This is a genomic window from Lacrimispora sp. YZC11 (genome assembly GCF_057543815.1).
Map to the genome: position 1 here is coordinate 112,489 of NZ_BAAJYQ010000019.1, position 25,555 is coordinate 138,043.

Here is a 25,555-nt window from a genome sequence, read left to right on the forward strand (position 1 = left end):
TTCAAAGCCTGCCTTTTTGCCTATAAAAGGTGTTAATGTACTTCTAAGGTATTAGGAATTTCAAATGCTGTCTCCCTGCTTCTCGTATTATATGGCCAGAATAGAATCCAGGCATTGGTTTTTCACTGCATTTTTCAGTTCAAAGCAATAATCATGCAGATCAGCCTTTAGATAATTTCCCATTTCGTCCTGTCCGTCATATACGGACCGAACCAGTTCGTCAACCAGTCCTTCCATCTCCTGTTCCAAGGAAGCCGTCTTGTTTCGGTTTACATAATTTATCAGCCGTTCCAGTTCACCGGGGGTATATCCCTGTGTATTAACTCTCTTACCTGCCATCCGGCAGCCCAGAATATTCCGCAGTACAATGCCTGCAAGGTTGATGATCAGTTCCCCATGATCCGGGGAATAGGCTTTCAGCACATGGAGAACATACTCATCCGGCATTTTTCCAAAGAATCCCTGTTCCAGACTGACACATTTCACAAAGGCGCTTATGGCATCAATTCCCCTCAAAGAATTCACTGGATACAAAACCGGATAATCCAGTGTAAGAATGTGATTCTGAGGCTGGAAACGGGGATCATAATACAAAAAAAAGGATGGGATTCCCTTGGCAAACGTATCGTAATAACACCAGTTCTCATAATATTTAAAATCCGGTATTATTTTGTTATACAGAATCTGGGCTTCCTTCACGTTCCTTAGAACCGCCTCATATCCCAGGCTATAGATCCTTTTTGCCTCCGTCTTCCCATCCATAGTAAGAAGTTCCTGACTTTTTACCGGATCAGTTTCGTACTCATGGATACAGTACAAAACAGCTTCCATGAGCTGCCTTGCTTTTTCATAGGTAATGGAGGTACTTTCCTTTCCCGTATATTTATCTGCTAATTCCGCCACGATTGGCAATAACTCTTCCGTCTCAAAATTCATCGTCTTCTTCCTCATACTGGTCTGATCCAAAGCGGACACGTCTGGCAAAGGCCTCCAATCCGGTATCCTCCAGATGATCAAGAGAGCCCTGGCACGGTCCGTCAAACTGGTCTTTCATGAATTCAATCAGTTCATCATCGGAAATTTCATCCAATGATTCATTTTTATATAGGTAGAACATATCCTGAAGCCTTCCCAGGGAATCCACATAATTATCCTGATAAATATACGGGGAATCACAAAACGCAAAAATCAGTTTCGGAAGGATTCCCTCCCCGAATTCCACCCGTTCCTGTTCCTTTAATGCATCTTTCCTCTCCCCGATAAGCAGAGCTGTTTCCTCATCCGTTAAAGCAAGGCCAAACTTTTTTGTATAATCATTGGCCGCTTTTACCCTGGCAATCTGAAATCCGTCGTTCGCAGTCTGTAGCCACTTCCCATCATCCATAATAAACCCTCCAATCTTCTGATAAATACAAAGTCTACTCCAGATAGGGCAAAATTACAAGACTTGAAAAAAAGTCAATTTTGTGGTATTATTATTGCATAAGAGATAGGAGTTCCTGTCTCTTTTTTTTATTTTTCTGCCCTTTTTGGCTCAAGCCATCTCTGTTTCCAATTCTCTATTTCCAGTCCCAGGAACAGCTTCCAGAATATGGTGAGATTACGGTTTTCTTAAATTCCACGGCTTTTCTTACGCATTCTTACGCCTTTTTTACATCACTTGACCTTAGACTAACTCCATGGTTTAAAGTCATTCCATCAGCAAGACCTGCTGACAAAGCAACAAAAAGGGTTCTTATGAAAGGAGAACAAACATGAGAAAACAGAAACTTAAATGGCTGATTCCCTGCGCCGCAGCGATATTTACCATAGGTGCATCCATGACCTCCTTTGCAGCACAGGGTTGGGCACAGGAAAATGAAACCTGGGTATACCACGACTCCAATGGAGATTTAACAACCGAATCCTGGCGCAAATCCGGTGACAACTGGTTCTATCTGAATGAAGATGGCGAGATGGCTACCAGCAGCTTAATCGAATCCGATGACAATTACTTTTATGTAAATTCATCCGGAGCTATGGTTACAAATGAATGGCGTGAAATTACTGCCGACCAGGATGAAGAAGATGCGCCAGATACTTACTGGTACTACTTTGGCAGCAACGGAAAAGCCTTTAAGGCTACTACCTCCGGCAAAACTTCCTTTAAATCCATAAAGGTTGCCAACGGAGAATCCCATAACTATTCCTTTGATTCAGAAGGAAGGATGCTGTTTGGCTGGGTCAATGAAGAATCCACACGCCAGACCGGCGACGACGCATGGAAGGACGGGGTCTATTACTTAGGAGATTCCTCTGACGGCGCTCAGGCTAACGGCTGGAAATCTGTCGAAGTTGAAGATTCAGAAAATGAAAAAGACAACTTTGAGGGAGCTTACTGGTTCTATTTCGGTGCCAACGGCAAAAAAATAACGGATACCACCAAAACCATCAACGGCTTAAAATACCGCTTCAATGAAAATGGAGCTGCTGAATCCGAATGGTATGATTTAGCCTCCGCTTCAACATCAAGTTCTGCGAACCAGTATTACAATCTCCCAGAACAGTGCTGGCTTGCAAAAGGCTGGTTCAAGACCGTTCCCGGAGAAGAGGTTGATGCAGAAGCTTATGATGACGGTACAGAATACTGGTTCTATGCTTCCACCAACGGACAGCTGACAACAAGCCAGATTAAGTCCATTAACGGTTTAAGCTATGCATTCAATGAAAAGGGTGAAATGCTTCAGGGTCTTTATAAGCTGACCTTTGAATCAGGCAAAACGATCGCAACCTACAGTGAGATTGAAACAGAAAGTGATTTCCCTGCAGCAGATGATGCAGCAGAGGTTTACTACTTCGGCACATCTCCTAAGGAAGGCGCTATGACTACCGGCAAGACAACCATTGATATTGACGGCGAGAAATACACCTACAACTTCCGCAAGGCTGGAAGCAACAAGGGAGCCGGCTACAATTCCATCACCGATGACAGCATCTACGTACAGGGCAGACTGATCAAGGCTGACAAAGATGAAAAATATAAAGTAGTGGAATACAATGATAAAGAGTACTTAGTCGGTACAAGCGGAAAACTTGCAAAGAGCAAGACAAACATTCAGGATGGCGACGGTAAATACTATAAGACCAACAGCGACGGAACCATCAAGGAATCCGGATACGATAAGATTAAATAAATTAATAACTATATAAAAAGGAGGCAGCACGGGATATTCCATGCTGCCTCCCCTTTTATCCTTTATGAACCTGCATACACCTTTGCCCCTTCATAGATCTCTTCCGAATCCACATGGTCAATGACCTTCTCTCCCTCTGTCAGCCCTTCTTTTATGACCGCCTGGGCTGCGGTCCTGTATTCGATCTCCACGGGCTGCTTTTCTGCCTTTCCGTTTTTGATCACAAAGACATACTTCTGGTCATCCAGTTCAAAAACAGCGCTTGAAGGGATCACCAGCTTGTTTTCCCCCTGATACAGGGTGAAACGGATGTTGGCCCCATATCCTTCCTTTCCTTCCAGATCCGGACTCTCATCCATATCGATCTTTACGTGCACCCTGTATTCATCCATTCCCAGGGCAGAGGTCCCTTTGGCCGCATAATCATAGACCTGGTTTATGGTTCCGCCGTACATTTGATCCTGATTCCTAAGCTGCAGGATCACCGTCACCTTGTCTCCCGGAGAAAGATAGGGCGCAATGCTGGTAAGCACGTCAGACTCTGCCTGGACCTTTCCCCGCCCGCTTATGGTCGCAGCAGTTTCTCCTGCCTGTATGTAGGACATATCCTTTACCGGAAGGGAGGTGACGATCCCATCCCTGTCTGCAGCCACCACACACTTTTTCAATCTGTCCTCCAACTGCTCCATGGTAGTTTCCTCAGATTTGATCTGGGCCTTTAACTGTTCCTCCACGCTGTCATAAAACCTTCCGTTAATAGTTGTTTCATCAATGCCCCCTGCCTTTAAGCTCTCTAAAAAACGGCGGCTCTCCTCATACCGGCTCTTTGTCTGCTCCCATGACAGGGAGGCGTATTCATAAGAAGCCCTGTCTTTCTCCCATTCGACTTTGGAAATGCTGCCGGCCGAATAAAGGGACTGGGAGGCGTCAAAAAGAGTTTTTGCCGCCTGATAATCCGCCTCCTTTGCTGACACTTCCGATCTTATGGAATCTAAATACTCCTGCGGAGATGACGTCATCACCTGTCCGATCCGGCTCTGCTCCAGCTTAGCCTTATACCCTGCCAGAGCACTTTCACAAAGGGATTTTTCATGCAATAAGTCCCTTTCATCAACGGTAAACAGGATATCTCCTGCCTTCACCCCGTCATTCTCACTGACCATGACCTCCTTTACCGGTCCTGATACCTCTGAAACCAGGCGGTAATCCCCTCCTGCCGTAATGGTCCCTTCCTCCGTATAACGGTCTTCTACGGTCCCATAGGAAGCCGCCACGGTTTGCACCGGGGTCCCCTTAAAGCTTTTAACTGCAGCACTCCCTATGACCAGTACAAGGACAATTCCTGCAACCAGAAAGCATAATTTCTTTTTCCTGCCATCCATTCGGATCTTCATAAGCTTACTCCCTTTCTTTTAAAATATCCGTGAGTCTTATCCTTCTTACAAACCGCGTCTGGGCCAGCAAAGAAACCCCTGCCATTGCAAGACAGGTAAGAAATGCTATCCCATAGCAGGATGGCCGTATAGCCAGATCAATGGTGTAGGAATCAGATATGACCAGATGCTCCACAAGGTATTTCACCCCAATACTTCCAAACACTCCTAAAACAATTCCCAGGATGAAGTAGACTGCCTGTTCAAATAAGAGGATCCTTCCGATCTCCTTATCCGTTCCTCCCATAATAATAAACGTTCCAAGCTCTGCGATCCGTTCCCTGATATTGATCATGGAAATATTATAAATGAGTATCCCTCCCGCCGCTACAGCCATAAAGGAAAACATTTGGACCATTGCCATCATGCTGCCCATCATGTCCCGGTAACTCTGGGTGATGCGGCCGGTATCCACCATCCAGGTCACCCGGCTGGTTTTTAGAAGCGCTTCCCGGACGACCTTGAGCCTTCCCTTTTCTACCTTTAAAAGAACGGTTCCAGCCATTGGAACAGAAGCAAAAAAACGGGAAAATCCTTTTGCCGACATATAACAGCCGCCTCCCAGGCTCTCCTTTATAACAGCTTTCACGGGAACCTTTACCGATTCCGAGGTCAGGCCGGGAACTGATACTTCCATAACATCCCCTTCCTCCAGATGAAGCTTTTTTGCGATCCGGCTGTTTATGATAATCCCATCCTCCGGCGGTTCATAAAACCGGCCATAGAGATCCATGATCCTCCACATATCGGATCCCCGGTTCAGTCCGTAAATCATGGCAAATTCCGACAGATTTTCATGCTTTAATTCCACTGCCTTCTGGATGACTGCTTCGCTTTTCCCCACTCCTCTGATTCCTTCCCCTGCCGATTCCCCGCGGAGGGTGGACACATAGCGGTCCAGGGAAATCTGTATATCATAGGTCTGCACCTTGCTGAACTGGTCGAAATACATCTGATCCGCTACCCCTTTAAAGGAAAAAAGCACGGAAGACATGGAAAAAGGAAATGCAATAGCTAAAATAATTAAAAAACCACGAAAAGGGTTCCTCACCACGGAGCGAAGCCCCATTTTTTCCATAGCGCCAAGCCTGTCGGCCATAAAAGCAGGCAGCCTTAAATTCCCTGCGGCAGCAGGAGCCTTTGCCCTCATGGCCTGGGCCGGAGTGATCTTTAAGATTCCCCTGACCCCCAAATAAACCGCCAGAAGCCCGGTCCCCACTGCGATCCCCATACCGCTTATCCTTGTATTCATATAGCTGTGATAGACCGTGTCCGGCAGATTAAAAAAATCCACATACATAAGAAACATATACCGGCCAAAGGGAACCGCCAGGATGCTTCCGGCCAGAGCGCCTAAAACACCCACCTCAGCACCTTGATAAAGGTATGCCAAAATCAGTTCCCCATCTCTCATTCCAAAGGATTTCATGGTGCCTATAAGGCTCTGATCCCTGTCTATCATCTTTTTTAATACCACATAAAGCATGAAAACGGAAATCGACATAAACAGAATGGGAAGCACTGTTCCCATAGAATACAGCTCATCGATCTCTCCCTTTACCATATTATAGCTGGCCTGGTCTTCTTTGGAAGAGAGAGAGATCAGGCCATACCCGGAAAGACGGTCCATCAGCTGATATCGCACGTCTTCATAGGTATATCCTTTCGCCAGCCGGAATCCCAGCTCATTCATGGAATCCTGTTTCCCTGTCAATTCCTCCAACCTGTTTTTTTCTATGCAGGCAATGTCATAAATCTCTCCATCAGGAATCATGGCTCCTCCGGGAGGGATGGCATATATGTATTCCGGCCCGTAACAGGTTCCGGCAAGCTCACATCTCACGCTTTTCCCATCGATCATGAGGGTGAGAGGTGTTCCGTTTTCGTATCCGTATAATCCGGCCATCCGGCTGCCCAGATAAATGCTGTCCTTTCCTGTCCCCGTCCCTTTTAACATTAATCTGTTTAAGGAATCCGAAGAATCATGAGACAGCAGATGCACCGTTACGATCTCCGTCTGGGAAGGGGCAAACAGCCTGACATCAACGGCCATTTTCCCGGAGACCTCTTCAATTCCGGGAATTTCCTTTAACCGTTCCAAATCCACCTCAGAGATTCCTGAAACCTGGGCAAATACATCTGCCATGGCACTGCTGTCATAATAATGCTGCACCTGGTCCCCTAAGTTTCTCAATGTGTCCATCATAGCCACATAGATAAATATTCCGATGGCAATGATGAAAACCGCCCCCAGAAAAGACCCTGGATTTTGCCTGGCGCACCGGACCACGTTCTTGCGGAAGCTTTTCACTACCAGACCACCTCCTCCGGTTTTAAGGGCTTTTCATTGACACGAATTCTTTCCAGACACCCATCCTTAAAATAAAAAACCCGGTCTGCGATCCCCGCAATGTTTTCATTATGGGTGATCAGAAGCACCGTCTTTTCATACTGTCTGTTAAAATCCGACAGCAGCTTTAATATCTGGCTTCCTGTGCCGCTGTCCAGGGCCCCCGTAGGTTCGTCGCAGAGAAGGATATCAGGATTCTTGCACAAGGCCCTGGCAATGGCCACTCTCTGCTGCTGGCCTCCCGACAGCCTGCTTGGAAAATGGCCTGCCCTGTCCAAAAGCCCTACCTGCTCAAGCAGAGTTTCCGGGTCCAGAGGATCCTTAGAAAGCTCCGCCGCCAACTGCACATTTTCCAGAGCTGTTAGTCCTGGCATCAAATTATAAAACTGGAAGATAAACCCGGCATGGGCCCGCCGATAAGCCGTAAGGCTCTTTAAATCTCCCCAGGAAAGAGGCGTACCATCGTAATAAACAGTCCCGCTGGTAACCGTTTCAATCCCTCCCATTATATTTAAAAGGGTGCTTTTCCCAGACCCGCTTGGCCCTAAAATCACAATAAATTCCCCTCGGAGAATCTCAAAAGATACATGCTTTAAGGCTTGGACCTTGACCTCACCCACCTCATAATCCTTGCATACTTCTTCCGCCCTTATTAAAGTCTCCATAAATCCTCCCCTTTTTAATTTAGTCATATCCTCATGTTATTATCTAAGCAGCCATTCGTCAATAGACCATATGATTGTTTTTATCAACAGGCTGTCTCATTGACCGCAGATTTAACTGCAAAGACCAAATCGTTATTTTTTTAATTAATACATCTTATAAATGTTAACTTTATATTAAAAATTTATATATAAAAAACCGAAAGGAGGATATCCCACTCCTTTCGGTTTTGACAATGAATTAATGAACTTGTTACAAAGCCTGTTGTTATTATGTAATTGCTACAATTCCTTTTTGAAGCATGATATTCGCATATAAGGATTGCTCCGATGTAGCAATGATCAGATACGCCTTTCCGGCTTCTTCGTAAAAACGAAACCGCTCCGCAAATCCAATTGCGTCTTTTCCTCTTGCATCATACTTTTTTATGATCTTCTCAAATTCATTCCATTTAAGATTTTCCGCTTTGTCTCCCTCCACCTTTTCCATCAGAGTAACCGGTTTTTCCACATAGCCGTCCAAAGGGAATACCTCTAAAATCCCAGCAAGTACTTCTGGGACTCCATGGCCATCCATCCGGACTACAATTGCATCCTTTCCCACCGATTCCGCGGGAAAATTTCCGTCAGCAATCACCAGACGGTCCGAATGCCCCATTTCGCATAAAGCCTTAAGCAGAGCCGGAGATAATATTTCCGGAATTCCTTTTAACATCTTTATTATCCTCATTTCTCTGTTTTTATTATCTCAACGATACAGGCAAGGTGCAATCGCCTCGTCCGCCATGTTAGAAGCGTTGTACCATAAAGCACCCGTATCTACATCGGAAACTTCTTTTCCATTAGCGGCTTCTACCGCCAGCTTCACAGCCTGGTATCCGATCTGTACCGGGTCCTGGGTGACGGAACCTGCAAACAACCCGGAAGAAATGGCATCCAGCTGCTTTGCTCCAGCATCAAAACCAACTGCGATCACCTTTCCTTCTCCCAGTTTCTCCAATCCTTCATTGGCTGTAATGATTGCGTTTGCCGCAAACTCATTAGAACCATAAATAGCGATTAAATCTGACTTTTCCAAAATGGAAGAAGCAACGGCGGCTGCATCTACATCCTTTACCTCTGCCGGAATTCCTACATCCAGAATCACCTTGGCACCGGCTTTCTCGTTTTTCAAACTGTCATGGCCTTCTACAGATACTTTGTCAGAGCCGACCAGTTCTATCATTTTATCAACAAATCCCCTGGTTCTGGAAACAATTGAATTAGAATTGGATTCCTGGGCAATCACTCCGATACGGACAGCTTTCTGAGGATCCGTTACCTGATCCTTAATCATTTCATAAAGCTTTTCTGCTGCAAGCTGCCCGGCAGCCGTATTATCGGTGGATGCATTTGCCCTGATGGCTCCTTTCGGGGCATTGGGAACTCCGGAATCAAAACCAATGACCGGGATTTTGGCATCCATGGCCAATTGAATGGAATCCAGACAGGCATTGGTATCCAGAGCTGCCAGACAGATGGCTGATGGCTGATTGGCGATAGCCGCATTCAGATATTCAACCTGCTGCGCAATGGCTGATTCATTGTCCGGTCCCTGAAACGTTACTTCCACGCCAAATTCTTCCGCAGCCTTTTTTGTGCCCTGCTCCACAGCTTTCCAAAACTGATGCTGAAAGCCCTTTGCCACAACATCGATGTGAAGCGGTCCCCCGCTTTCAGAAGAAGCGGTCACCGCTCCTGTGACGTTCTCTTTCTGAACTGCTGCAGTCTGAGCCGTTTCCTGTTTCGTATTTGCACAGCCTGCCAATGCTGCCAATGCCATAGAGACTGTAACCGCATATACAAAACCTTTTTTTGTTCCTTTCATTGTGTTTCCTCCTCCATTTATTTATAAAAATATAAATTTACTTGCTGCGCTTTCGGTTTAAAATATCCATATAAACGGCAAATACCAGGATGATCCCAGTAATAAACAGCTGATAATGAGACTGGACTCCGATATAAGGAAAACCAATCTTTAATACTGTCATAATAAAGACTCCTATAATCGTCCCAAAAACAGAGCCAACTCCTCCGGCTAAAGAAGTACCTCCAATAACCACACCCGCAATGGCATCCAGTTCAAAACCGTTTCCAGTGTTAGGCTGAGCGGTGGAAAACACCGCCACATAAGCAATTCCGGCAATAGCGGCAAAAAAACCAGATATCACATAAGCAATGGTCTCATATTTCGCCACATCGATCCCGGATAACCGGGTTGCTTCTTTATTTGATCCGATGGACAGAATATAGCGCCCTACCCTTGTCTTATTTAAAATGACCGCCATCACCACAGCAGTGATTGCAAGAAGAACAAATCCGGTAGGGAAATTCCTTGGAAGCATGGAATTATTTCCAGTGATCATAAACAGTTCCCGAAACCACGCTCCCCTGCTTTCTCCCTGGGGGTAGGATATGGTCCTGGTCTTTGAAACAATGGACCCAAGCCCCCTTGACATCATCATCGTTCCCAGTGTGGCAATAAAAGCCGGCAGGCCCAGACGGGATACCAGCAGCCCATTGATCAGTCCAAATAAGCATCCGGAAGCTAAAATGACCAGAAGCACCAGTCCCATGGGCAGGCCTTTTTCCATCAGGGTTCCTCCGATCAGCACAGAACAGATCGCCACGGTTCCAATGGACAGATCCATTCCCCCTGTCGCGATGACAAAGGTAACGCCGATTGCCATAAATGCAATATAATAAGCTGATTTTGCAATATTCGTAAATGTGGTAGGCTGCAGAAACTTATCTGTCATCATGGAAAATACGATCCCGATTATGATCAGAGCACATACAACTACGGTTTGTTGATTGGAAAATATCTTTTTTAAATGATTCATCATGACTTTCTCTCCTTTCAGCGGTTCGTGGCAAGTTCCATAATCTTTTCCTGATTTGTTTCTTCAATAGAGAGTTCCCCTGTTATCCTGCCCTCGCACATAATAATGACCCGGTCACTCATGCGCAGCACTTCGGGCAATTCCGAGGATATCATAATGATCGACTTTCCGGACCGGGCCAGCGTTTCCATCAAATGATAGATCTCGCTCTTTGCCCCAACGTCAATTCCTCTGGTCGGCTCATCAAAAATCAGGATTTCACAATCCTTTACCAGCCATTTTGCTATGACTACCTTTTGCTGGTTTCCGCCGGAAAGCTTCTTTACCTGTTGTCCGATTCCAGGCGTTTTTGTTCTCAGTTCCTCCACATACCTCCCGGCGATCTCTGCTGCTTTCTTTTTATTGACAAAGACTCCCTTTGAAAACTTCTCCAGGGAAGCAATCACCGTATTTTCCTCAACAGACTGTTCTACAAGCAGGCCGTACCGCTTCCTGTCTTCCGACAGATAACCGATCCCCACTTTCACTGCATCCTTAGGAGAATGAATCTGTACTTCCTTTCCTTTTACAAAGATTCTGCCTGAATCCAGCTTATCCGCTCCGAACAGCAAACGGGCCGTCTCCGTCCTGCCGGCTCCCATCAGTCCGGAAAAGCCAAGGATCTCCCCCTTTCTCAATTCAAAGCTCACATTCTGTACAGCCTTTCCCCTGCATAAATCTTCGCATTTCAATACTACCGGCGCTTCCGGTTTTACACCGGATTCTGTTTTCGGATCGCTGAATATGGTCCTGCCCACCATCATTTTTATAATATCGTTTTTTTCTGAATCTTTGGTAATCAGAGTACCTACAAATTCTCCATCCCTCATTACCGTCACCCGGTCCGATATGAGATTGATCTCATCCATCCGGTGAGAAATATAAATAATACCTTTGTCCTTTGCCTTTAAATCCCGGATCACTTTAAATAGCTCTTCAATCTCATAATCCGTCAGTGCGGCAGTAGGTTCATCAAATACAATGATTCTGGCATTGGCAGAAATCGCTTTTGCGATTTCCACCATCTGCTGTTTTCCCACCGTAAGATTACCGATCTTTTCTGAGGGGTCGATATCAATATTTAAAAGTTCAAACAGTTCTTTTGATTTTCGGATCATTTTCCTGTCATTGATCAGCAATCCATGCATGGACTCCCTCCCAATATACAGATTTTGGGCTACTGTCAAATCGTTCATCATGTTCAGTTCCTGATGAACAATGGCAATGCCTGCTTCTTCCGACTGGGATGGACTCTTGAACTCAGCCTCCTTTCCCATATAAGTAATAACCCCGGAATCTTTATAGTAAATGCCGGTGAGAATTTTCATCAAGGTGGATTTTCCGGCACCGTTTTCCCCCATCAGCGCAAGCACCTCACCTGACTTTAATTCCAGGGCACCGTTCCTCAAAGCCTGAACCCCTGAAAAGGATTTCTGGATGTCCTTCATTGTCAAAATCACTTCATTCATACAAAACTCCTTTGGTTTTTACCGAATGTTCTTTCTCTGCCCATAAGTTTTGAATTTTTCTGCCATAAGTGCCATTTCTTCCTCCGGCAAGACCACCGGGTCCCCAATGCTTTTTGCCTTACAATAAACTTCCGAACAATATTCAATCTCTTCCACAATGTGAAAGGCATTCAGCAGGTCCCCAGATCCTGCAAGGATTCCATGATTGGCCAAAATCACAGCATTTCTGTTTTCCATGGCTTTTGCCGCATTTACTGCCAGTTCATGAGTGCCATAGGTCGCATAAGAAGCACATTGTACCGTTGGGCCGGCTACCGCAATCATGTAGTGGGACGCAGGAAGGGACCAGTGAAGGCACCCAAGTACCGTGGCATACATGGTATGTGCATGGATCACAGCATTGATATCTCTCCTGTTTTGATACTGAATCAAATGCATCTCCCATTCCGAGGACGGTGTTCTCTCTCCCTCTATCTGATTCCCTTCCAAATCCAGGATTACCATATCCTCTGGCCTGATTTCAAAAAAATCAATGCCTGAAGGTGTAATTGCCATATATCCAAGTTCCCTGTCAAAAATACTTAAATTTCCACCTGTCCCCTTTGTCAGGCCTGCATTGATCAGTTTTTTTCCATATTCCATCAGCAGCTTCCGCTCTGTTTCCATCATCATGTCTTTTTCCTGCCTTTTCTTTTTATGTCTATTTGTAAAGAGGTCCGTAATAGGCACACGCCCGGAAGTCCTGTCCCTCTAAGTCTGACGTTCCAAAACCGTTAAATGAATGAGGCCTGTATATTCTTTCTGGCTCCACATTATGGAATGCCACCGGAATACGAAGCATGGATGCCAGTGTGATCAGCCTGTTCCCGACATGTCCATACACACTGGCTGCATGATTGGCTCCCCATTTTGCCATCACCTGATAAACACTGTCCGCGGCTCCGATTCCGGTCACAGGTGCAAACCAGGTGGTCGGCCAGGTGCGGTCCGTCCTTTCATCCAGAATCTTATGCATTTCATCAGGAAGCACACAGGTATATCCCTCAATGATCTGGAGCGTTGGGCCTACCCCTTCCACGATATTACACCGGATCATGGTGACGGGCATTTCCGCAGCTGTCTTAAAATGAGAGGAGAATCCGCCACCCCGGAAATATTCATAATTGGCTCTGCACCAGTCTGTTCCTTTCAGGCACGCCGAAATATCTTCCTCGGTCATGTTCCACCATTCTTTCATGCACCCCTCTCCCCATTCATTTTTCGCCCCGGCAGAGCCATCTAAGCAGCTGGCTCCCGAATTGATTAAATGAATCACGCCAGCAGAAGCACGTCCTGTTAATTCTTTTCCAGTCACTCTCTTTACCGCCTCCGGGGACCAGTAGGTCCGCACATCACTGAATATAGGAGCTTTATTGGTAAGGAGCCAGCCAAACATCATGGAAATTCCGTTTAATGTATCATTTTCCGTTGCAAAAGGGATGGGAGTTCTTCTGCCCGTCCAGTCAAAGGAGGAAGCCAGTATTGCCTCTGTAAAATCTGCATTGGGCAGCCAGTCCGTCCACATCCGCTGTCCCTGGAAGCCTCCTGCCAGACCATTGCGGCCAAGAGCTTCCTCATGCCAGCCCATTTGATCCAGCTTCGGATTTCCTTTCAGAATATCTCTTACAATGATTGCATGCTTTACCACAAACTCCCACTGCTCATCCTCCGGGATATAGCGGCTCTTTGTGACAATCTCGGCAAATTTCTTGCCAGCATTGATGTCCATGCCTTCCCGGCAATTTTCTTTCACCCAGGCAAGGGCTTTTTCATATTCCTCCTGATCATAGATCCCGAGCTCAATCCTTCTTAAGACCTCTGTCATATCCACCCACTCGGTCCGCATGCCTAAGTATTTTTGCAGGAAATCCACAGGAGCCACGGATCCGGCAATTCCCATGGATACAGAACCAATATTGACATAGGAACAATTTTTCATGATCCCTACCGCAAGTGCCCCTCTTGCAAAATCAAGGATTTTCTCTGCCACATCCTCCGGGATCTCGTGGTCATCCATATCCTGAACGTCTTGGCCATAAATGGAAAAGGCAGGAAGTCCTCGCTGAGCATAGGCGGCCATAACCGCGGCCAGATACACAGCTCCCGGACGCTCCGTTCCGTTAAATCCCCATACGGCTTTTATGGTATTGGGATTTAAGTCCATGGTTTCTGTTCCATAACACCAGCATGGAGTAACCGTTAAGGTTCCGGACACGTTCTGGCCGGAAAAAAAGTCCTCGCACACATTGGCTTCCGCTCCTCCGCCAATGGTGGTCGGTGATATAACGCAGCCGGCCGGAGTGCCATCCGGATATCTCAATACTCTTTCAATAAGCTCCTTTGCCGCCTCAGCCATTCCCATGGTCTGCGCCTCCAAAGATTCTCTGACACCGCCCCAGCGGCCATCAATAACTGGTCTGATGCCGATTTTCGGATAATTCATTTTTACTTCCTCCTTAAGATTATAATAATAGACTGTCCCCGGCTGCGCCGGGATTTGCAGCTCTGAATCCAAAATTCTTTCCTTTTTTCCGCCCGTGCTATTTGGGCATAAAGGTATCCCTGGAAGGTTTTCCTCTCTTAACTGGGATTATAATGATTGTTACGGACTGACCGTTCTGCCATACGAACGCCTTCTTCCATGCTTTCAAGTTCCCCAGCCGCTTTTAGCTGAATGAGGAGATTTCCAAGAGCAGCCGATTCAACGGGCCCCGCGGTCACAGGCAGATCCAGCCGGTCTGCGATCATCTGGCAAAGCAGTGGAGATTTAGCCCCTCCTCCGATCATGTGAATGGACTGATACCTCTTTCCATTAATCCCTTCAATTGCTTTTCTGACCTCCATATACTTATCAGCAAGACTTTCATAAATAACCTTAAAATAATCCATATCCGTATCCGGCAGCAACTGTCCTGTCTGCATCAGATAATTCCCGATCGCTTCTTTTGCCAGAAGGTCCTCTGCACTGAACTCTTGGGCAGATACATCAATCAGCCCAGTATAACCGGAATGGCGGACAGCCTCGGTAATTTCGTTATAATCTATTTTTCGCCCCTGTTCTTCCTCCATCTGTCCTTTCAGCTTTTCTACCAGATAAAGTCCTGTAATATTTTTAAAAAACAAATGACTGGAATCAAAACCCAGCTCATTGGTCAGGGACTGGTCATAAGCCTCCGGTGTCAATACGGCCTGACCGGTCAGGCCTCCGAATAAGGACCATGTCCCACAGCTTAGGAAAAGACAATCCGGATTCTTAAATGACTCTGTTAATAGCACGGCGCTGGCCGTATCATGTCCGCATACGGAAATCACATCCACATCCAGATCACTAAGACCTTCCAGACGGGAGGTCCTGGTGTTTCCCAGCTTTTTCCCTGCCTGTATGACCGGCGGAAACATCTCAGGCTTGATCCCAAAGGCCTCCATCATGGATTCATTCAGCTGCTTCCGTCCCAGATCCATAAGCTGGGATGTGGACAAAATCGTTTCCTCGCAAGCCATGACTCCCGTCAGCTCATAGTGAAATAAATCCGGCAGCATCAATATCTTTTTTGCTTTCTTCCACTCATCTCCGTAATATTCTTTCATTGTAATCAACTGAAACAGCGTATTGATGGGCATGACCTGCGTCCCTGTTTTCAAAAATATATCTTTCTCCCCCATTCGCTTAAGCGCCAGTCTGTAACCTCTTTCATGCTCGGGATCCCGGTAGGAAACCGGTTGGGAAACCAGTTCTCCCTTTTCATCCAAAAGCCCCATATCCACTCCCCATGTATCGATTCCCACGGAAACGATATCAGAAGCGTAATCCTGTATGGTACGCTCCACCTTACTGAGAAGTTCTTTCCACTGCCAGCGTAAACGTCCTCCTGTCTTCACCAGCTTATGGGGCATGCGCATGACTTCTTCTGTGATCAAAAATCCAGCCTCTATGTAACCAATCACTCCTCTGATCGAGGTGGCGCCCATATCAATTGCCAGCACTTTCTTCATATCTCACCCTTCCTTTTATACCTGTTGTACAAAACTTCACACTCTGTTCACCGGATCATTCATATTTTTCATGATTGTAATTCAAACTATAGCATAATATATAAAATTCATCTATATTTGGATATTTTATTGGAATATTTTATTTTTCCATGCTATAATAATTCAAAATTGTTCAATGTTCTATTCAAAACGATGGATCATTTCGGAGGATATTTGCCATGAATTATATGCAGAGAAAATTACAGATCATTGACTATCTAAATTCTTATGAAGGGGCATGCAGTATAGAGAAACTCAGCAAGAAAATCTATGTATCCCGTTCCACTCTCCGCAGGGATCTAATCGCTTTGGAAGAGGAAGGCATTATCAACCGTCATCATGGCTGCGTTTCCCTGGTTATTGACAGCGCCTCTGAAAATTCTGTCACAATGCGGAAAATGGAAAATCAGACGAAAAAAGCCGCGATCGCCCGCATTGCCCGGAATTATCTGCACGATAATATGGTGATATTCCTGGATTCTTCCTCTACAGTCAGCTATTTGTGCCCAACGTTAAAAACTTTAAGAAACATCACTGTCATTACCAATGGTCTAAACATCGCAAGCCAGTTACATGCTGCTCCGAATCTGAAATGCTATCTTTGCCCCGGCCTGCTCAAGAATAAAAGCCTCTCCATTGTTGGCGAATACTCCGCCGATTTCTTAAGTAACTTCAGGGCAGAATACGTTTTCTTCTCATGTAAGGCGATCAACTCCAACGGAATCTTCGAAGGAGATGATTCCCAGGCCCTGATCAAACGCTGCATGATCAAAAATGCGGACAAAAAAATTCTTCTATGCGACAACACAAAAGAAAGTTCCAACGGCTACTTTAAACTCGCTTCCTTTTCAGCTATTGATATCCTCATCAGCAATACCGCTTTCTCAGATCCAATTATGAAAGCAATCGAAACGAATAACTGTAAATTTATTGATTCATAGTACATAGACGGAATAAATAAAGGAGTTGCTGCAAAAATAGATGATTCATCTACTTTTGCAACAACTCCTCTTCCTTTTATCCATCTTCTTTCACACCATGGCCAGAGACCATGTTTTATCATTAAATATTACCGCTTCATCCCCCAGAACACCTTTTCCGCCGTAACAGGCAATTCCCTTACCCTCACTCCTACCGCATTGGCTACTGCATCTGCAATTGCTGGGGAAGGCGTATTGATCACGATCTCGCCAATGGACTTGGCTCCAAAGGGCCCTGTAGGTTCATAGCTGCTTTCAAATTCCACCCGGATATCGCCCACATCCTGTCTGGTGGGAAGCTTGTACTGCATAAAGGAATTCTGCAGCATCTGCCCCTTGGAAGAATAAGTGATCTCTTCGTACATGGCCATGCCAATGCCCTGGGCGATTCCGCCCTCGGTCTGGATCCTGGCCAGATTGGGATTAATGGTTGTTCCGCAGTCCACAACCGCCACAAAATCCAAAAGCTCTACCTCACCGGTTTCCTTATCCACTTCAACCTCAGCCATTCCCACCATAAAGGGAGGGGGCGATACGGGAGATGTGTGGCAGGCACCGGCAGAGGGCATATCTTCATTAAAGCACATGACCCTGTTCCCTATATCCTTTAAGGATATTTCCAGCTCCCCTGACGGCTGGTAGACCCTCTTACCGTCAAATTCCAGGGAATCCTCCGGACAGTCAAGATACTGGGCACCCTTTTTTAATATCTTTTCCCGCATTTCCCCGCAGGCCTTTATGACAGCCATTCCGGTTAAATACATGGTGCTGGAAGCGTAAGAACCGGAATCATAGGGGGAAACATCCGTATCCGTTCCATGGACCACGATCTCATCTAAATCGCATTCCAGGCAATCAGCCGCCACCTGGGCCAGGGTGGTGTCGCAGCCCGTTCCCATGTCAGAAGCGCCGATCATAAGAGTATAAAAGCCATCATCATTCAGGCGCAGTTCCACGGAAGCCACATCCACGCCGGAGATGGCGGATCCCTGCATGGACATGGCAGCGCCTACTCCACGTACCTTTCCATTTCCCATTTCAACTCTGGGATACTTCTCATCCCAGCGGATCATCTCCTTCGCGCGGGCCATACACCGGTCTAAGGCACAGCTATTTAGAGTTTCCCCATAGTAAGCAGGCATGATATCACCTTCCTTAACCATGTTTAATTCCCTTAGCTTTACGGAATCCATTCCAATCTTTTCCGCCAGCTCATTGACCGCAGATTCCACCGCAAAGTTTCCCTGGGTGGCTCCGTAACCCCGGTAAGCCCCTGAGGACATGCGGTTTGTATAAACCACATCATAGGTAAAGCGGAAGGCTTTGGGCGTCCGGTAAAGGGGGATGGACTTATGTCCGGATAAGCCTACCGTCGTAGGACCGTGTTCCCCGTAAGCCCCTGTATTTGACAGAGTATACACATCGATTGCCTGAAGGATTCCCTCCTTATTGGCTCCCACACGCACATGGACTTCCATCTCATGGCGGGGAGAAGAGGCGATCTGGGACTCGTACCGGCTGTAGATCATCTTGGCCGGCCTGCCGGTCTTCATAGTCACGATTGCCGGATACACTTCAGCCACCACCGTCTGCTTTGCACCAAAGCCGCCGCCGATCCGTGGCTTGATAATGCGGATCCTGGATTTTGGAATATCCAGGGCATGGGCCAGGATCCTCCTCACATGGAAGGTGACCTGTGTGGAGGCCACCATATTCAAACGCCCATAAGCATCCAGGTAAGAATAGGCACGGAAGGTTTCCATCATTGCCTGCTGGTTTGCCTTTGTATGGTAAACTTGTTCCACCACAAAATCACACTGCTTTAAAACCTCATCAACGTTGCCATGCTCTTCCCCGCCGGAAGCGCATAAATTCCTTTTATTATCCCCGCCCACCGGGCAGAGTGTAAGCCAGTCCTCCTCCGGATGGACTAACACCGGATGATCCTTTGCCTGTTTAAAATCCAGTACCGGCTCCAAAACCTCATATTCCACTTTTAAAAGACGCAGGGCATGATCCACCGCATCTTCCGTCTCGCCGGCTACGATGACCGCCGCATCTCCCACAAAGCGCATCCTCTGGTCTAAAATCAGCCTGTCATAGGGACTCGGCTCCGGATAGGACTGCCCCGCCATGGTAAACCGATTCCGGGGAACATCCTTATAGGTAAGGATACAGGCGATTCCAGCTACCTTCTCCGCCTTTTCCTTATGGATCTCCTTGATCAGTGCATGGGCATGAGGGCTTCTGAGAACCTTTACGATGAGGCAGTCTCCGGGAGCCAGGTCATCGGTATACACAGGCTTTCCGGTCACCAGGGCCATGGCATCCTTCTTTTTCACAGAAGTATTTACCGTACGCATTTTATAATTCATCCCTTTTTTCTCCTCTGCTTAAATATTCCTTTATCGCCCGAAGCTGTCCCATATAGCCGCTGCACCGGCATAAGTTCCCGGCCAGATACTCTTTTATCCCCTCATCATCAAGGACTTCTTCCCTTTCCATAGCCAGCACATTCATAATAAGTCCCGGGCTGCAAAAACCGCACTGCTCCGCTCCTTCTGCCGCAAGATACATTCCAAACAATTTCGCTTCCTTTTCCACGCCTTCTAAGGTCACCACCTCACAGCCATTTGCCCTGGCAGCTAAAAATGAACAGGAAAGCCTTGACTTCCCGTTGACCAGCACCGTACAAAGTCCGCAGTTTTCTGTTTCACAGCCGCATTTCACGCTATAGCAGCCCTTCCTTCTAAGAAGCTGGAATAAGGTGGTATCATCTGTGATTTCCTCATACGTCATTTTTCCGTTCAGTGTAAATTCGATCTCCATTTACCGTTCCTCCTGATCCAGCGCTTCTAAAAGCCTTTTTATATATATTTCAGCCAAATGCTTCCGGTAATCTCCGCTTCCCCTCATGTTGGTGCCGTAGGTAAAGCCTTCCGATGCCCTTCTCGCAAGTTCTTCCTTAAGACAATCCTGGCCTTCCTCAAGCACAACCAGCTCTGCCTTTGCCGGCCTCGCCCCTATTGAGACATAAAGCTTTCCAGCCTTTCGGGCCGCACAGCAGGCAATCACAGGAAAATCCGTCTTCGACATGCGCTGGGAGGTATAGGCCGCTTTTCTTCCATCCTTTTTTATATGGATGCGGACCAGGACATCCCTGTCACTCTTCATCCGGCAAAATTCTTCTAAAGGAACCAGGCCTCCCTTGTACAGCTCCACATAGGTGTCAAGGGCCAGAAGGCAGGTGATGATATCGGAGAATCCAAACCGGCCAAACACGCTTCCTCCTATGGTCGCTCCGTTGCGGAACTGAACTCCTACAATAGAACGGGTGCACGCTTTAAAAACGCCGTTAAAGCATTCGTTCAGCCCTTTATGGGTTTCCAGCTGGCGCAGGGTACACATGGCGCCTATGGAAAACTCATCTTCCCTTTCCTCAATCCCGTCAAGCCCCAGCCCGGATAAGTCCACCAGCGTCATCTTCACCCGGTTCTGTACCTTCAGCCACATCATGCCTCCGCCTATGACACTGCTCTTCTTCTGATTCAGCGCAAAGGCCTCCTCCAGGTTTTCTGCTTTTACATAATTTTTAAATCGAATCATTGGAACTGTCCTCCTGGCTCCCAAGCTCTCATCGTTGTCTGCTAGCCGGTTTTCCCTTAGCTATCAGTAAAACACTTTTTATTAATTAGTGTGTCTTATAAATACTGTGTTATATATTAGAAAAACCGAAAAGAGTATATCACACTCCTTCCGGTTTTGACAATGTATTTATGGGTTTTTTATTAAATTCGTCATAATTCAACAATAGATTCTCCTATCAAGGGATGAACATATTCCGGGCTGGCATCAAAACATTTCGAAAATCCTTCCACAGTTTCAGAAAAACCGATCCCATGGGCCTTAAGCTTTCCCATATCCATGGTCAGGTTTCTGGGATTTTTCCCGGCCCCTGTTTCATCCGGAATCACAAAATTCCCTCTGTTTCCGCTTTTATCAAGCATCTGAAAGACCCTGCTTCCTATTTCATAGACGGAAAGGGTGCTTTCACTGCCAAAATTATAGATTCCGCCAGGCAGACTCATGGCAGGCTCTATGTTTTTCACAACCTCCTGTACCCAGGTAATGCTGCGGTAATCGGAAACCGAAAGCTTTATGGGGTGGTTCTGCACCATGGCTCTTAACAGGTTAACCAGTAAGTTAGCGCTGCTTTTAAGGCCCCTGACCGGGAAATCATACATCCATGAAAGGCGAAGACAGATTCCATCAGGTAAGATTTCCAAAATCTCATCCTCCGCCTGCTTCTTGTGAGTCCCGTAAACGTTGATAAGAGGGATTTCATCGGTTTCTTTATTCGGTCCTTTTTGCCTGCTGCCCCCATAAATCTGATCCGAGCTCATAAAAAGCAGCCTGCTGCCATTTTCCCTGCATGCTTTGGCCATATTGACAGATCCCCTCCGGTTCACCGCCTCAGAAAGCGCCGGATTCTCCTCACATACCCTGGTATTTGATATTGCAGCGCAATGGATCACCACATCAGGGCTTTTATCCTTTATAAATTCCCCTACCGCCTCTTCAGCCGTAATATCCAAGTCTCCGTGGCTCACACGGATCACATCATAATCTCTCTCATAATATGCCGCAATTCTTCCTCCAAGGAAGCCATCTGACCCTGTGACCATTATTTTTTTCTTCATCTTTTCCCTCCCTTTTTTTAACAGTATACCACATCTTTCTCCTGGCTCCAACAACCTGTGGGTAACGTGATTTCTATATAAAAAACCCCCGGACGGCTTGAACCTTGTCTGCCGGACGGGGCTATCTATCATAATCGCTGGAATTCAGCTTATTTCTCTGTTGCTTTTTTAGTAGTATCCGGCCTTAAAAAGATACAAGCCAGAACACTCACGATACAGACTGCAGCCACTGGCTCCGCAAAGATAAAATGGAGAGCGGCAGGGAAGTTTTCTTTCACTGAGTCGCTTAAATTCCCCACACCAAAGCCAAGACCGAGCGTGATAGCAAGGATCAGGCTGTTTCTGTCATCCAGGCCTTCCTTTAATACCATCTTCACACCATTTAAGAAAATCATGGCGAAAACAGTAATTACCGCACCACCCATAACGCAGTTAGGCATTGCATTGAAAATCGCGCCGATTTTAGGGAACAGGCCTGCAAGGATCAGAACTATAGCGCCGATAGCAATACAGAACCGGTTAATAACCTTAGTCATTGCAATGATACCCACGTTCTGGCCGAAAGCCGTGTTTGGAAGAACATTGAAGACACCTGCAAATGCACAGCTGACAGCATCAGATATAATTCCGCCGGAAATCTCTTCTGCAGTAGCTTCACGTCCAAAAGCGGAAATGGTGATACCATTTGCATTGCCCATGGTCTCAAGACCTGCAACAACGTATACCGCAAAGAACGGGAAAATGATATCTGAACGGAACAACGGCTTGATCATAAATGGCATCGGAACGCTGAACCATGCTGCACTGGTAACAGTATCGAAATTCACCATTCCCGAAAAAGCAGCCACGATATAGCCGACGACGATACCGATTAAAATAGCAGTTGCCTTTAACATACCGGTTGCAAAATGGTTAAGGAGAACAATGACCAGCAGCACGATGCCGCCAACCAGCCAGTACTTTCCTGCACCGATATCCTTTGCACCTGCACCGCCTACAAAGTAGGTAGCACCAGTCGTAAGCAGCTTAATACCAATGGTAATAAGAACCGCACCAACTACCAGCGGTGGGAAAAATCTTTTCAGCGGCTTTAAGAAAATACCCATGATCAGCTCGATCACGCTTCCTGCGATTACACCACCCAATACGTAACCCATGGCTTCAACCGGAGCGACCTGTTCTGCCAGCAGCTTTGCCCCAAGCCCCTGCATGGTTGGAACGAATGCAAAAGCGGTTCCCATTACGATGGGAAGACGTGCACCTACCTGAATGATTCCCAGTTTCAGCGGATAAAGCTGAAGAAGGGTGGCAAGTCCGGATACAAACATGGCGCACTGAATCATCATGATCCGCAATTCCGGAGGAAACGGAGCTTCCGGTGTGCTCATAGCGCCGGTCAGGATAAAGATCGGAGCCAGGTTACCAACGAACATTGCCATGACATGCTGAAGACCAAGAGGAACCGCCACTTTTAACGGAGGCCTGCCGTCTAGTTGGTAAATAAGATTATATTGCTTTGAATTGCCCATATACTATACCTCCATAGTTAGATAACAGCGAATTTTGTGCTGTTTTGACGAAAATCAGAATAGCACAAAAAAAAATTTTGGTCAACAAAAAAAGTTTTAGTTTAACAAAAATATAACACCCTCCTTTTTAAGAAAAAATTGCCATAATAATTCAACTGATTCTGCCCACAATATAGATGTAATAATCAATCAAGGAGGTTTACCCATGTTAGTAGACGGAAAGAACGAATGTATCCAATGCTCCATCGATAATTGCGCTTACCATGCAAAAAGCGTAGATTATTGCACTCTGGAGAAAATCAAAGTGGGAACTCATGAACAGAATCCTACCAGAAAAGAGTGTACTGACTGCGAATCTTTCAAGAACCAGGCATAACAGTCAAATTTAATTTCCTCCTGAAAAAACTGCGCGGCTATTTTGCCGCGCAGTTTTTCATATGATCTATATTTGAACTAATTACAGCTCTCACTTTACAAGCTGTTCTTCCAGATTATCGTATTGCGCACTTAGGACAATGACATCAATACGTCTGTTTTTCGCTCTTCCTTCCTCTGTTGAATTGTCTGCCACAGGTTTAAACTCTCCATAGCCAACGGCGAGAAGCTTATCCGGCGAAAAATTACATTTATTAATAAAAAGCTTTACAACATTTACAGCTCTTGCAGTAGACAATTCCCAGTTAGAAGGATAGTTACTGCGTCTGATCGGAACGTTGTCTGTATGACCCTCAACACGTATATAATTATCAATTGAATTGAGAATGCTTGCAACTTCAACCAAAGTTTCCTCACTTTGTTCTTTAATTTCCGCGCTTCCAGAGTCAAAGAATATTGCATTATTTAGCCTGATTACCAGACCTCGCATATCAATCATGGTTGATACCGATTGATCCATGCCCTGATTATGAAGTTTTGTATCAAGCTCAGTCTTTAAGTTTTCCAGCTTTTTGAGTTCATACTCTCCCATAAAGCTCTCCAGCTCACTTTGTGTCTCAATATTTAGCGGACCGCCTGTCTGCGCTGCTCCGTCTCCACCGGAACCCATACCCGACGCCGCTCCGTCTCCTCCGGAACCAGTACCCGACGCCGCTCCGGTAGTATAGCTTTTATTCATCATAGTGCCGGCAAACTGTTCGGAAATCTGCTGCGCTTTTTCGGCATCTATCTTACTGACAGCAAAAAGTACTATAAAAACAGCCAGCAACAGGGTCATCAAATCTGAATATGGAAGCAGCCAAGCTTCGCCGGCTTCTTCTTCCTGATGTACATGCTCTCTCTTTTTTGACATATGTGATCACCCTATTCCTTTTTGCCCTGATCAGATGTTTTGTCCTGCTCAGATATTTTTTTCTGCAATGATTTTGGAAGAGCGGCAAGTAACTTTTCCCTGAGTATAAAGGGGGAATCACCATTTTGCATGGATAATACACCTTTTATAATAATTTCCTTTGCCATTACTTCCTGCTGGCTTTTCACTTTCAGCTTTTTTGCAAATGGATTCCAAAGAACATAGCCGGTGAAAATACCAAGAATCGTTGCAATAAACGCCGCAGCAATTGCTTCTGCCATTCTTTCCGTATCATTGATGGATGACATCGCAGCGATCAAACCGAAAACTGCGCCCAAAACCCCAAGGGTAGGAGCATATGTACCAGCTGATGAAAAAATACTTGCATTGATTTCATGCCTCTTTTCCATTGCAGAAATTTCAGTTTCTAAAATCTCCTCGATTAAATCTTCCCCAGCGCCGTCAACAAGCAAACGTATGCCTTTTTTTAAAAAAGGATCCTGCAGTTCCTCTGCCCTGGCTTCCAGGGACAAAAGGCCCTCCGAACGGGCTTGTTTTGATAAATCATACATTAATTCAATCATTTCGGCTTCAGAGGATCCTTTTTGTTTTGTAAAAAGGACCCTGAACAGCGATCCGATGGATTTAATATTCTGCGCGGGAAAAGAATTCAAAATTGTTGCGATAGTTCCGACAAAAATAACAAAAAATGCTGCCGGGTTAATAAGGACAGTAAACTCAATGTGCTTAAAAATCATAGCGCCGACGACGGCGACAACGCCTACTATAACACCTAAGATGGTAGTTAATTCCATAGTTTCTCCTTTGTGTATCCGAGTTAGTAGTTATCAAGAGGCTGAATTCAGCAATACCAATGTGCTCAGCCCGTTATAGTATAATATATTTGTTGCTGCTCTTGTATTAAATAAATGTTAAAAAAACGAGAAAGCTGCCATGAAAGAAATTATATCAGATACGG

22 protein-coding genes are annotated in these 25,555 nt (G+C 46.0%); 3 read left to right on the forward strand and 19 right to left on the reverse strand.

Features of this window, described 5'->3' with window-relative positions; genetic code table 11:
- Positions 1–87: 87 nt before the first annotated feature.
- Positions 88–936 (reverse strand): DUF6179 domain-containing protein, encoded by an 849-nt coding sequence (locus AC27IJ_RS21285; protein ID WP_313258056.1) that lies wholly within the window; start codon positions 934–936, stop codon positions 88–90.
- Positions 926–1,384 (reverse strand): DUF6323 family protein, encoded by a 459-nt coding sequence (locus tag AC27IJ_RS21290; protein WP_312446269.1) that lies wholly within the window; start codon positions 1,382–1,384, stop codon positions 926–928. The genes AC27IJ_RS21285 and AC27IJ_RS21290 overlap by 11 nt, the downstream gene beginning before the upstream one ends.
- A 370-nt stretch (positions 1,385–1,754) precedes the next feature.
- Here AC27IJ_RS21290 and AC27IJ_RS21295 point away from each other — a divergent pair, with 370 nt between their 5' ends.
- Positions 1,755–3,173, forward strand: a complete 1,419-nt coding sequence (locus tag AC27IJ_RS21295) for a PspC-like choline-binding domain-containing protein (protein ID WP_312446271.1) — start codon at positions 1,755–1,757, stop codon at positions 3,171–3,173.
- Positions 3,174–3,235: 62 nt separating this feature from the next.
- Here the strand turns inward: AC27IJ_RS21295 and AC27IJ_RS21300 are convergent, their stop codons facing one another.
- The 10 genes from AC27IJ_RS21300 to AC27IJ_RS21345 all read right to left on the reverse strand — a co-directional run bounded on the left by AC27IJ_RS21300 (position 3,236) and on the right by AC27IJ_RS21345 (position 16,040).
- Positions 3,236–4,567, reverse strand: coding sequence for an efflux RND transporter periplasmic adaptor subunit (locus tag AC27IJ_RS21300; protein ID WP_487150717.1), 1,332 nt, complete (start codon positions 4,565–4,567; stop codon positions 3,236–3,238).
- A 4-nt stretch (positions 4,568–4,571) separates the two neighbouring features.
- On the reverse strand, positions 4,572–6,917 hold the full coding sequence (locus tag AC27IJ_RS21305; protein ID WP_487150719.1) for an ABC transporter permease: 2,346 nt from the start codon (positions 6,915–6,917) through the stop codon (positions 4,572–4,574).
- Complete coding sequence (locus AC27IJ_RS21310) at positions 6,917–7,621, reverse strand: ABC transporter ATP-binding protein (RefSeq protein WP_312446275.1); 705 nt, start codon at positions 7,619–7,621, stop codon at positions 6,917–6,919. The genes AC27IJ_RS21305 and AC27IJ_RS21310 overlap by 1 nt, the downstream gene beginning before the upstream one ends.
- Before the next feature lie 268 nt (positions 7,622–7,889).
- Positions 7,890–8,333, reverse strand: a complete 444-nt coding sequence (locus tag AC27IJ_RS21315; RefSeq protein WP_312504284.1) for an RbsD/FucU family protein — start codon at positions 8,331–8,333, stop codon at positions 7,890–7,892.
- 33 nt (positions 8,334–8,366) lie between these two features.
- Positions 8,367–9,485, reverse strand: coding sequence for a substrate-binding domain-containing protein (locus tag AC27IJ_RS21320; RefSeq protein ID WP_487150722.1), 1,119 nt, complete (start codon positions 9,483–9,485; stop codon positions 8,367–8,369).
- Positions 9,486–9,522: 37 nt separating this feature from the next.
- On the reverse strand, positions 9,523–10,503 hold the full coding sequence (locus tag AC27IJ_RS21325) for an ABC transporter permease (RefSeq protein WP_331663229.1): 981 nt from the start codon (positions 10,501–10,503) through the stop codon (positions 9,523–9,525).
- 14 nt (positions 10,504–10,517) lie between these two features.
- Positions 10,518–12,008, reverse strand: a complete 1,491-nt coding sequence (locus AC27IJ_RS21330) for a sugar ABC transporter ATP-binding protein (RefSeq protein WP_312504282.1) — start codon at positions 12,006–12,008, stop codon at positions 10,518–10,520.
- Positions 12,009–12,026: 18 nt separating this feature from the next.
- Positions 12,027–12,680: an L-fuculose-phosphate aldolase gene (locus AC27IJ_RS21335; RefSeq protein WP_312446280.1), complete on the reverse strand. Its 654-nt coding sequence runs from the start codon at positions 12,678–12,680 to the stop codon at positions 12,027–12,029.
- A 28-nt stretch (positions 12,681–12,708) separates the two neighbouring features.
- A complete protein-coding gene (locus AC27IJ_RS21340) occupies positions 12,709–14,490 on the reverse strand; it encodes an L-fucose isomerase (protein WP_312446281.1) in 1,782 nt (593 codons plus the stop codon).
- A gap of 137 nt (positions 14,491–14,627) precedes the next feature.
- Positions 14,628–16,040: a rhamnulokinase gene (locus tag AC27IJ_RS21345; protein WP_312504281.1), complete on the reverse strand. Its 1,413-nt coding sequence runs from the start codon at positions 16,038–16,040 to the stop codon at positions 14,628–14,630.
- A gap of 218 nt (positions 16,041–16,258) precedes the next feature.
- Here AC27IJ_RS21345 and AC27IJ_RS21350 point away from each other — a divergent pair, with 218 nt between their 5' ends.
- Positions 16,259–17,020 (forward strand): DeoR/GlpR family DNA-binding transcription regulator, encoded by a 762-nt coding sequence (locus AC27IJ_RS21350; protein WP_312446284.1) that lies wholly within the window; start codon positions 16,259–16,261, stop codon positions 17,018–17,020.
- Positions 17,021–17,148: 128 nt separating this feature from the next.
- Here the strand turns inward: AC27IJ_RS21350 and AC27IJ_RS21355 are convergent, their stop codons facing one another.
- The 5 genes from AC27IJ_RS21355 to AC27IJ_RS21375 form a co-directional block, all read right to left on the reverse strand.
- Positions 17,149–19,422: a xanthine dehydrogenase family protein molybdopterin-binding subunit gene (locus tag AC27IJ_RS21355; RefSeq protein ID WP_312446342.1), complete on the reverse strand. Its 2,274-nt coding sequence runs from the start codon at positions 19,420–19,422 to the stop codon at positions 17,149–17,151.
- 1 nt (position 19,423) lies between these two features.
- Positions 19,424–19,888 (reverse strand): (2Fe-2S)-binding protein, encoded by a 465-nt coding sequence (locus AC27IJ_RS21360; RefSeq protein ID WP_312446285.1) that lies wholly within the window; start codon positions 19,886–19,888, stop codon positions 19,424–19,426.
- Positions 19,889–20,665 (reverse strand): FAD binding domain-containing protein, encoded by a 777-nt coding sequence (locus AC27IJ_RS21365; RefSeq protein ID WP_487150726.1) that lies wholly within the window; start codon positions 20,663–20,665, stop codon positions 19,889–19,891.
- A 191-nt stretch (positions 20,666–20,856) separates the two neighbouring features.
- Entirely contained in the window at positions 20,857–21,759 is a 903-nt protein-coding gene (locus tag AC27IJ_RS21370) for an SDR family oxidoreductase (protein WP_487150728.1), read from the reverse strand.
- Positions 21,760–21,908: 149 nt separating this feature from the next.
- Positions 21,909–23,288, reverse strand: coding sequence for a uracil-xanthine permease family protein (locus AC27IJ_RS21375; protein ID WP_312446291.1), 1,380 nt, complete (start codon positions 23,286–23,288; stop codon positions 21,909–21,911).
- A 205-nt stretch (positions 23,289–23,493) separates the two neighbouring features.
- Here AC27IJ_RS21375 and AC27IJ_RS21380 point away from each other — a divergent pair, with 205 nt between their 5' ends.
- Positions 23,494–23,664, forward strand: a complete 171-nt coding sequence (locus tag AC27IJ_RS21380) for a DUF1540 domain-containing protein (RefSeq protein WP_312446293.1) — start codon at positions 23,494–23,496, stop codon at positions 23,662–23,664.
- Positions 23,665–23,754: 90 nt separating this feature from the next.
- On the opposite strand, the gene AC27IJ_RS21385 is transcribed toward AC27IJ_RS21380, so the two are convergent.
- A complete protein-coding gene (locus AC27IJ_RS21385; protein ID WP_312504275.1) occupies positions 23,755–24,576 on the reverse strand; it encodes an OmpA family protein in 822 nt (273 codons plus the stop codon).
- Between the two features lie 11 nt (positions 24,577–24,587).
- A complete protein-coding gene (gene motA / locus AC27IJ_RS21390; protein WP_312446296.1) occupies positions 24,588–25,391 on the reverse strand; it encodes a flagellar motor stator protein MotA in 804 nt (267 codons plus the stop codon).
- Positions 25,392–25,555 lie beyond the last annotated feature (164 nt).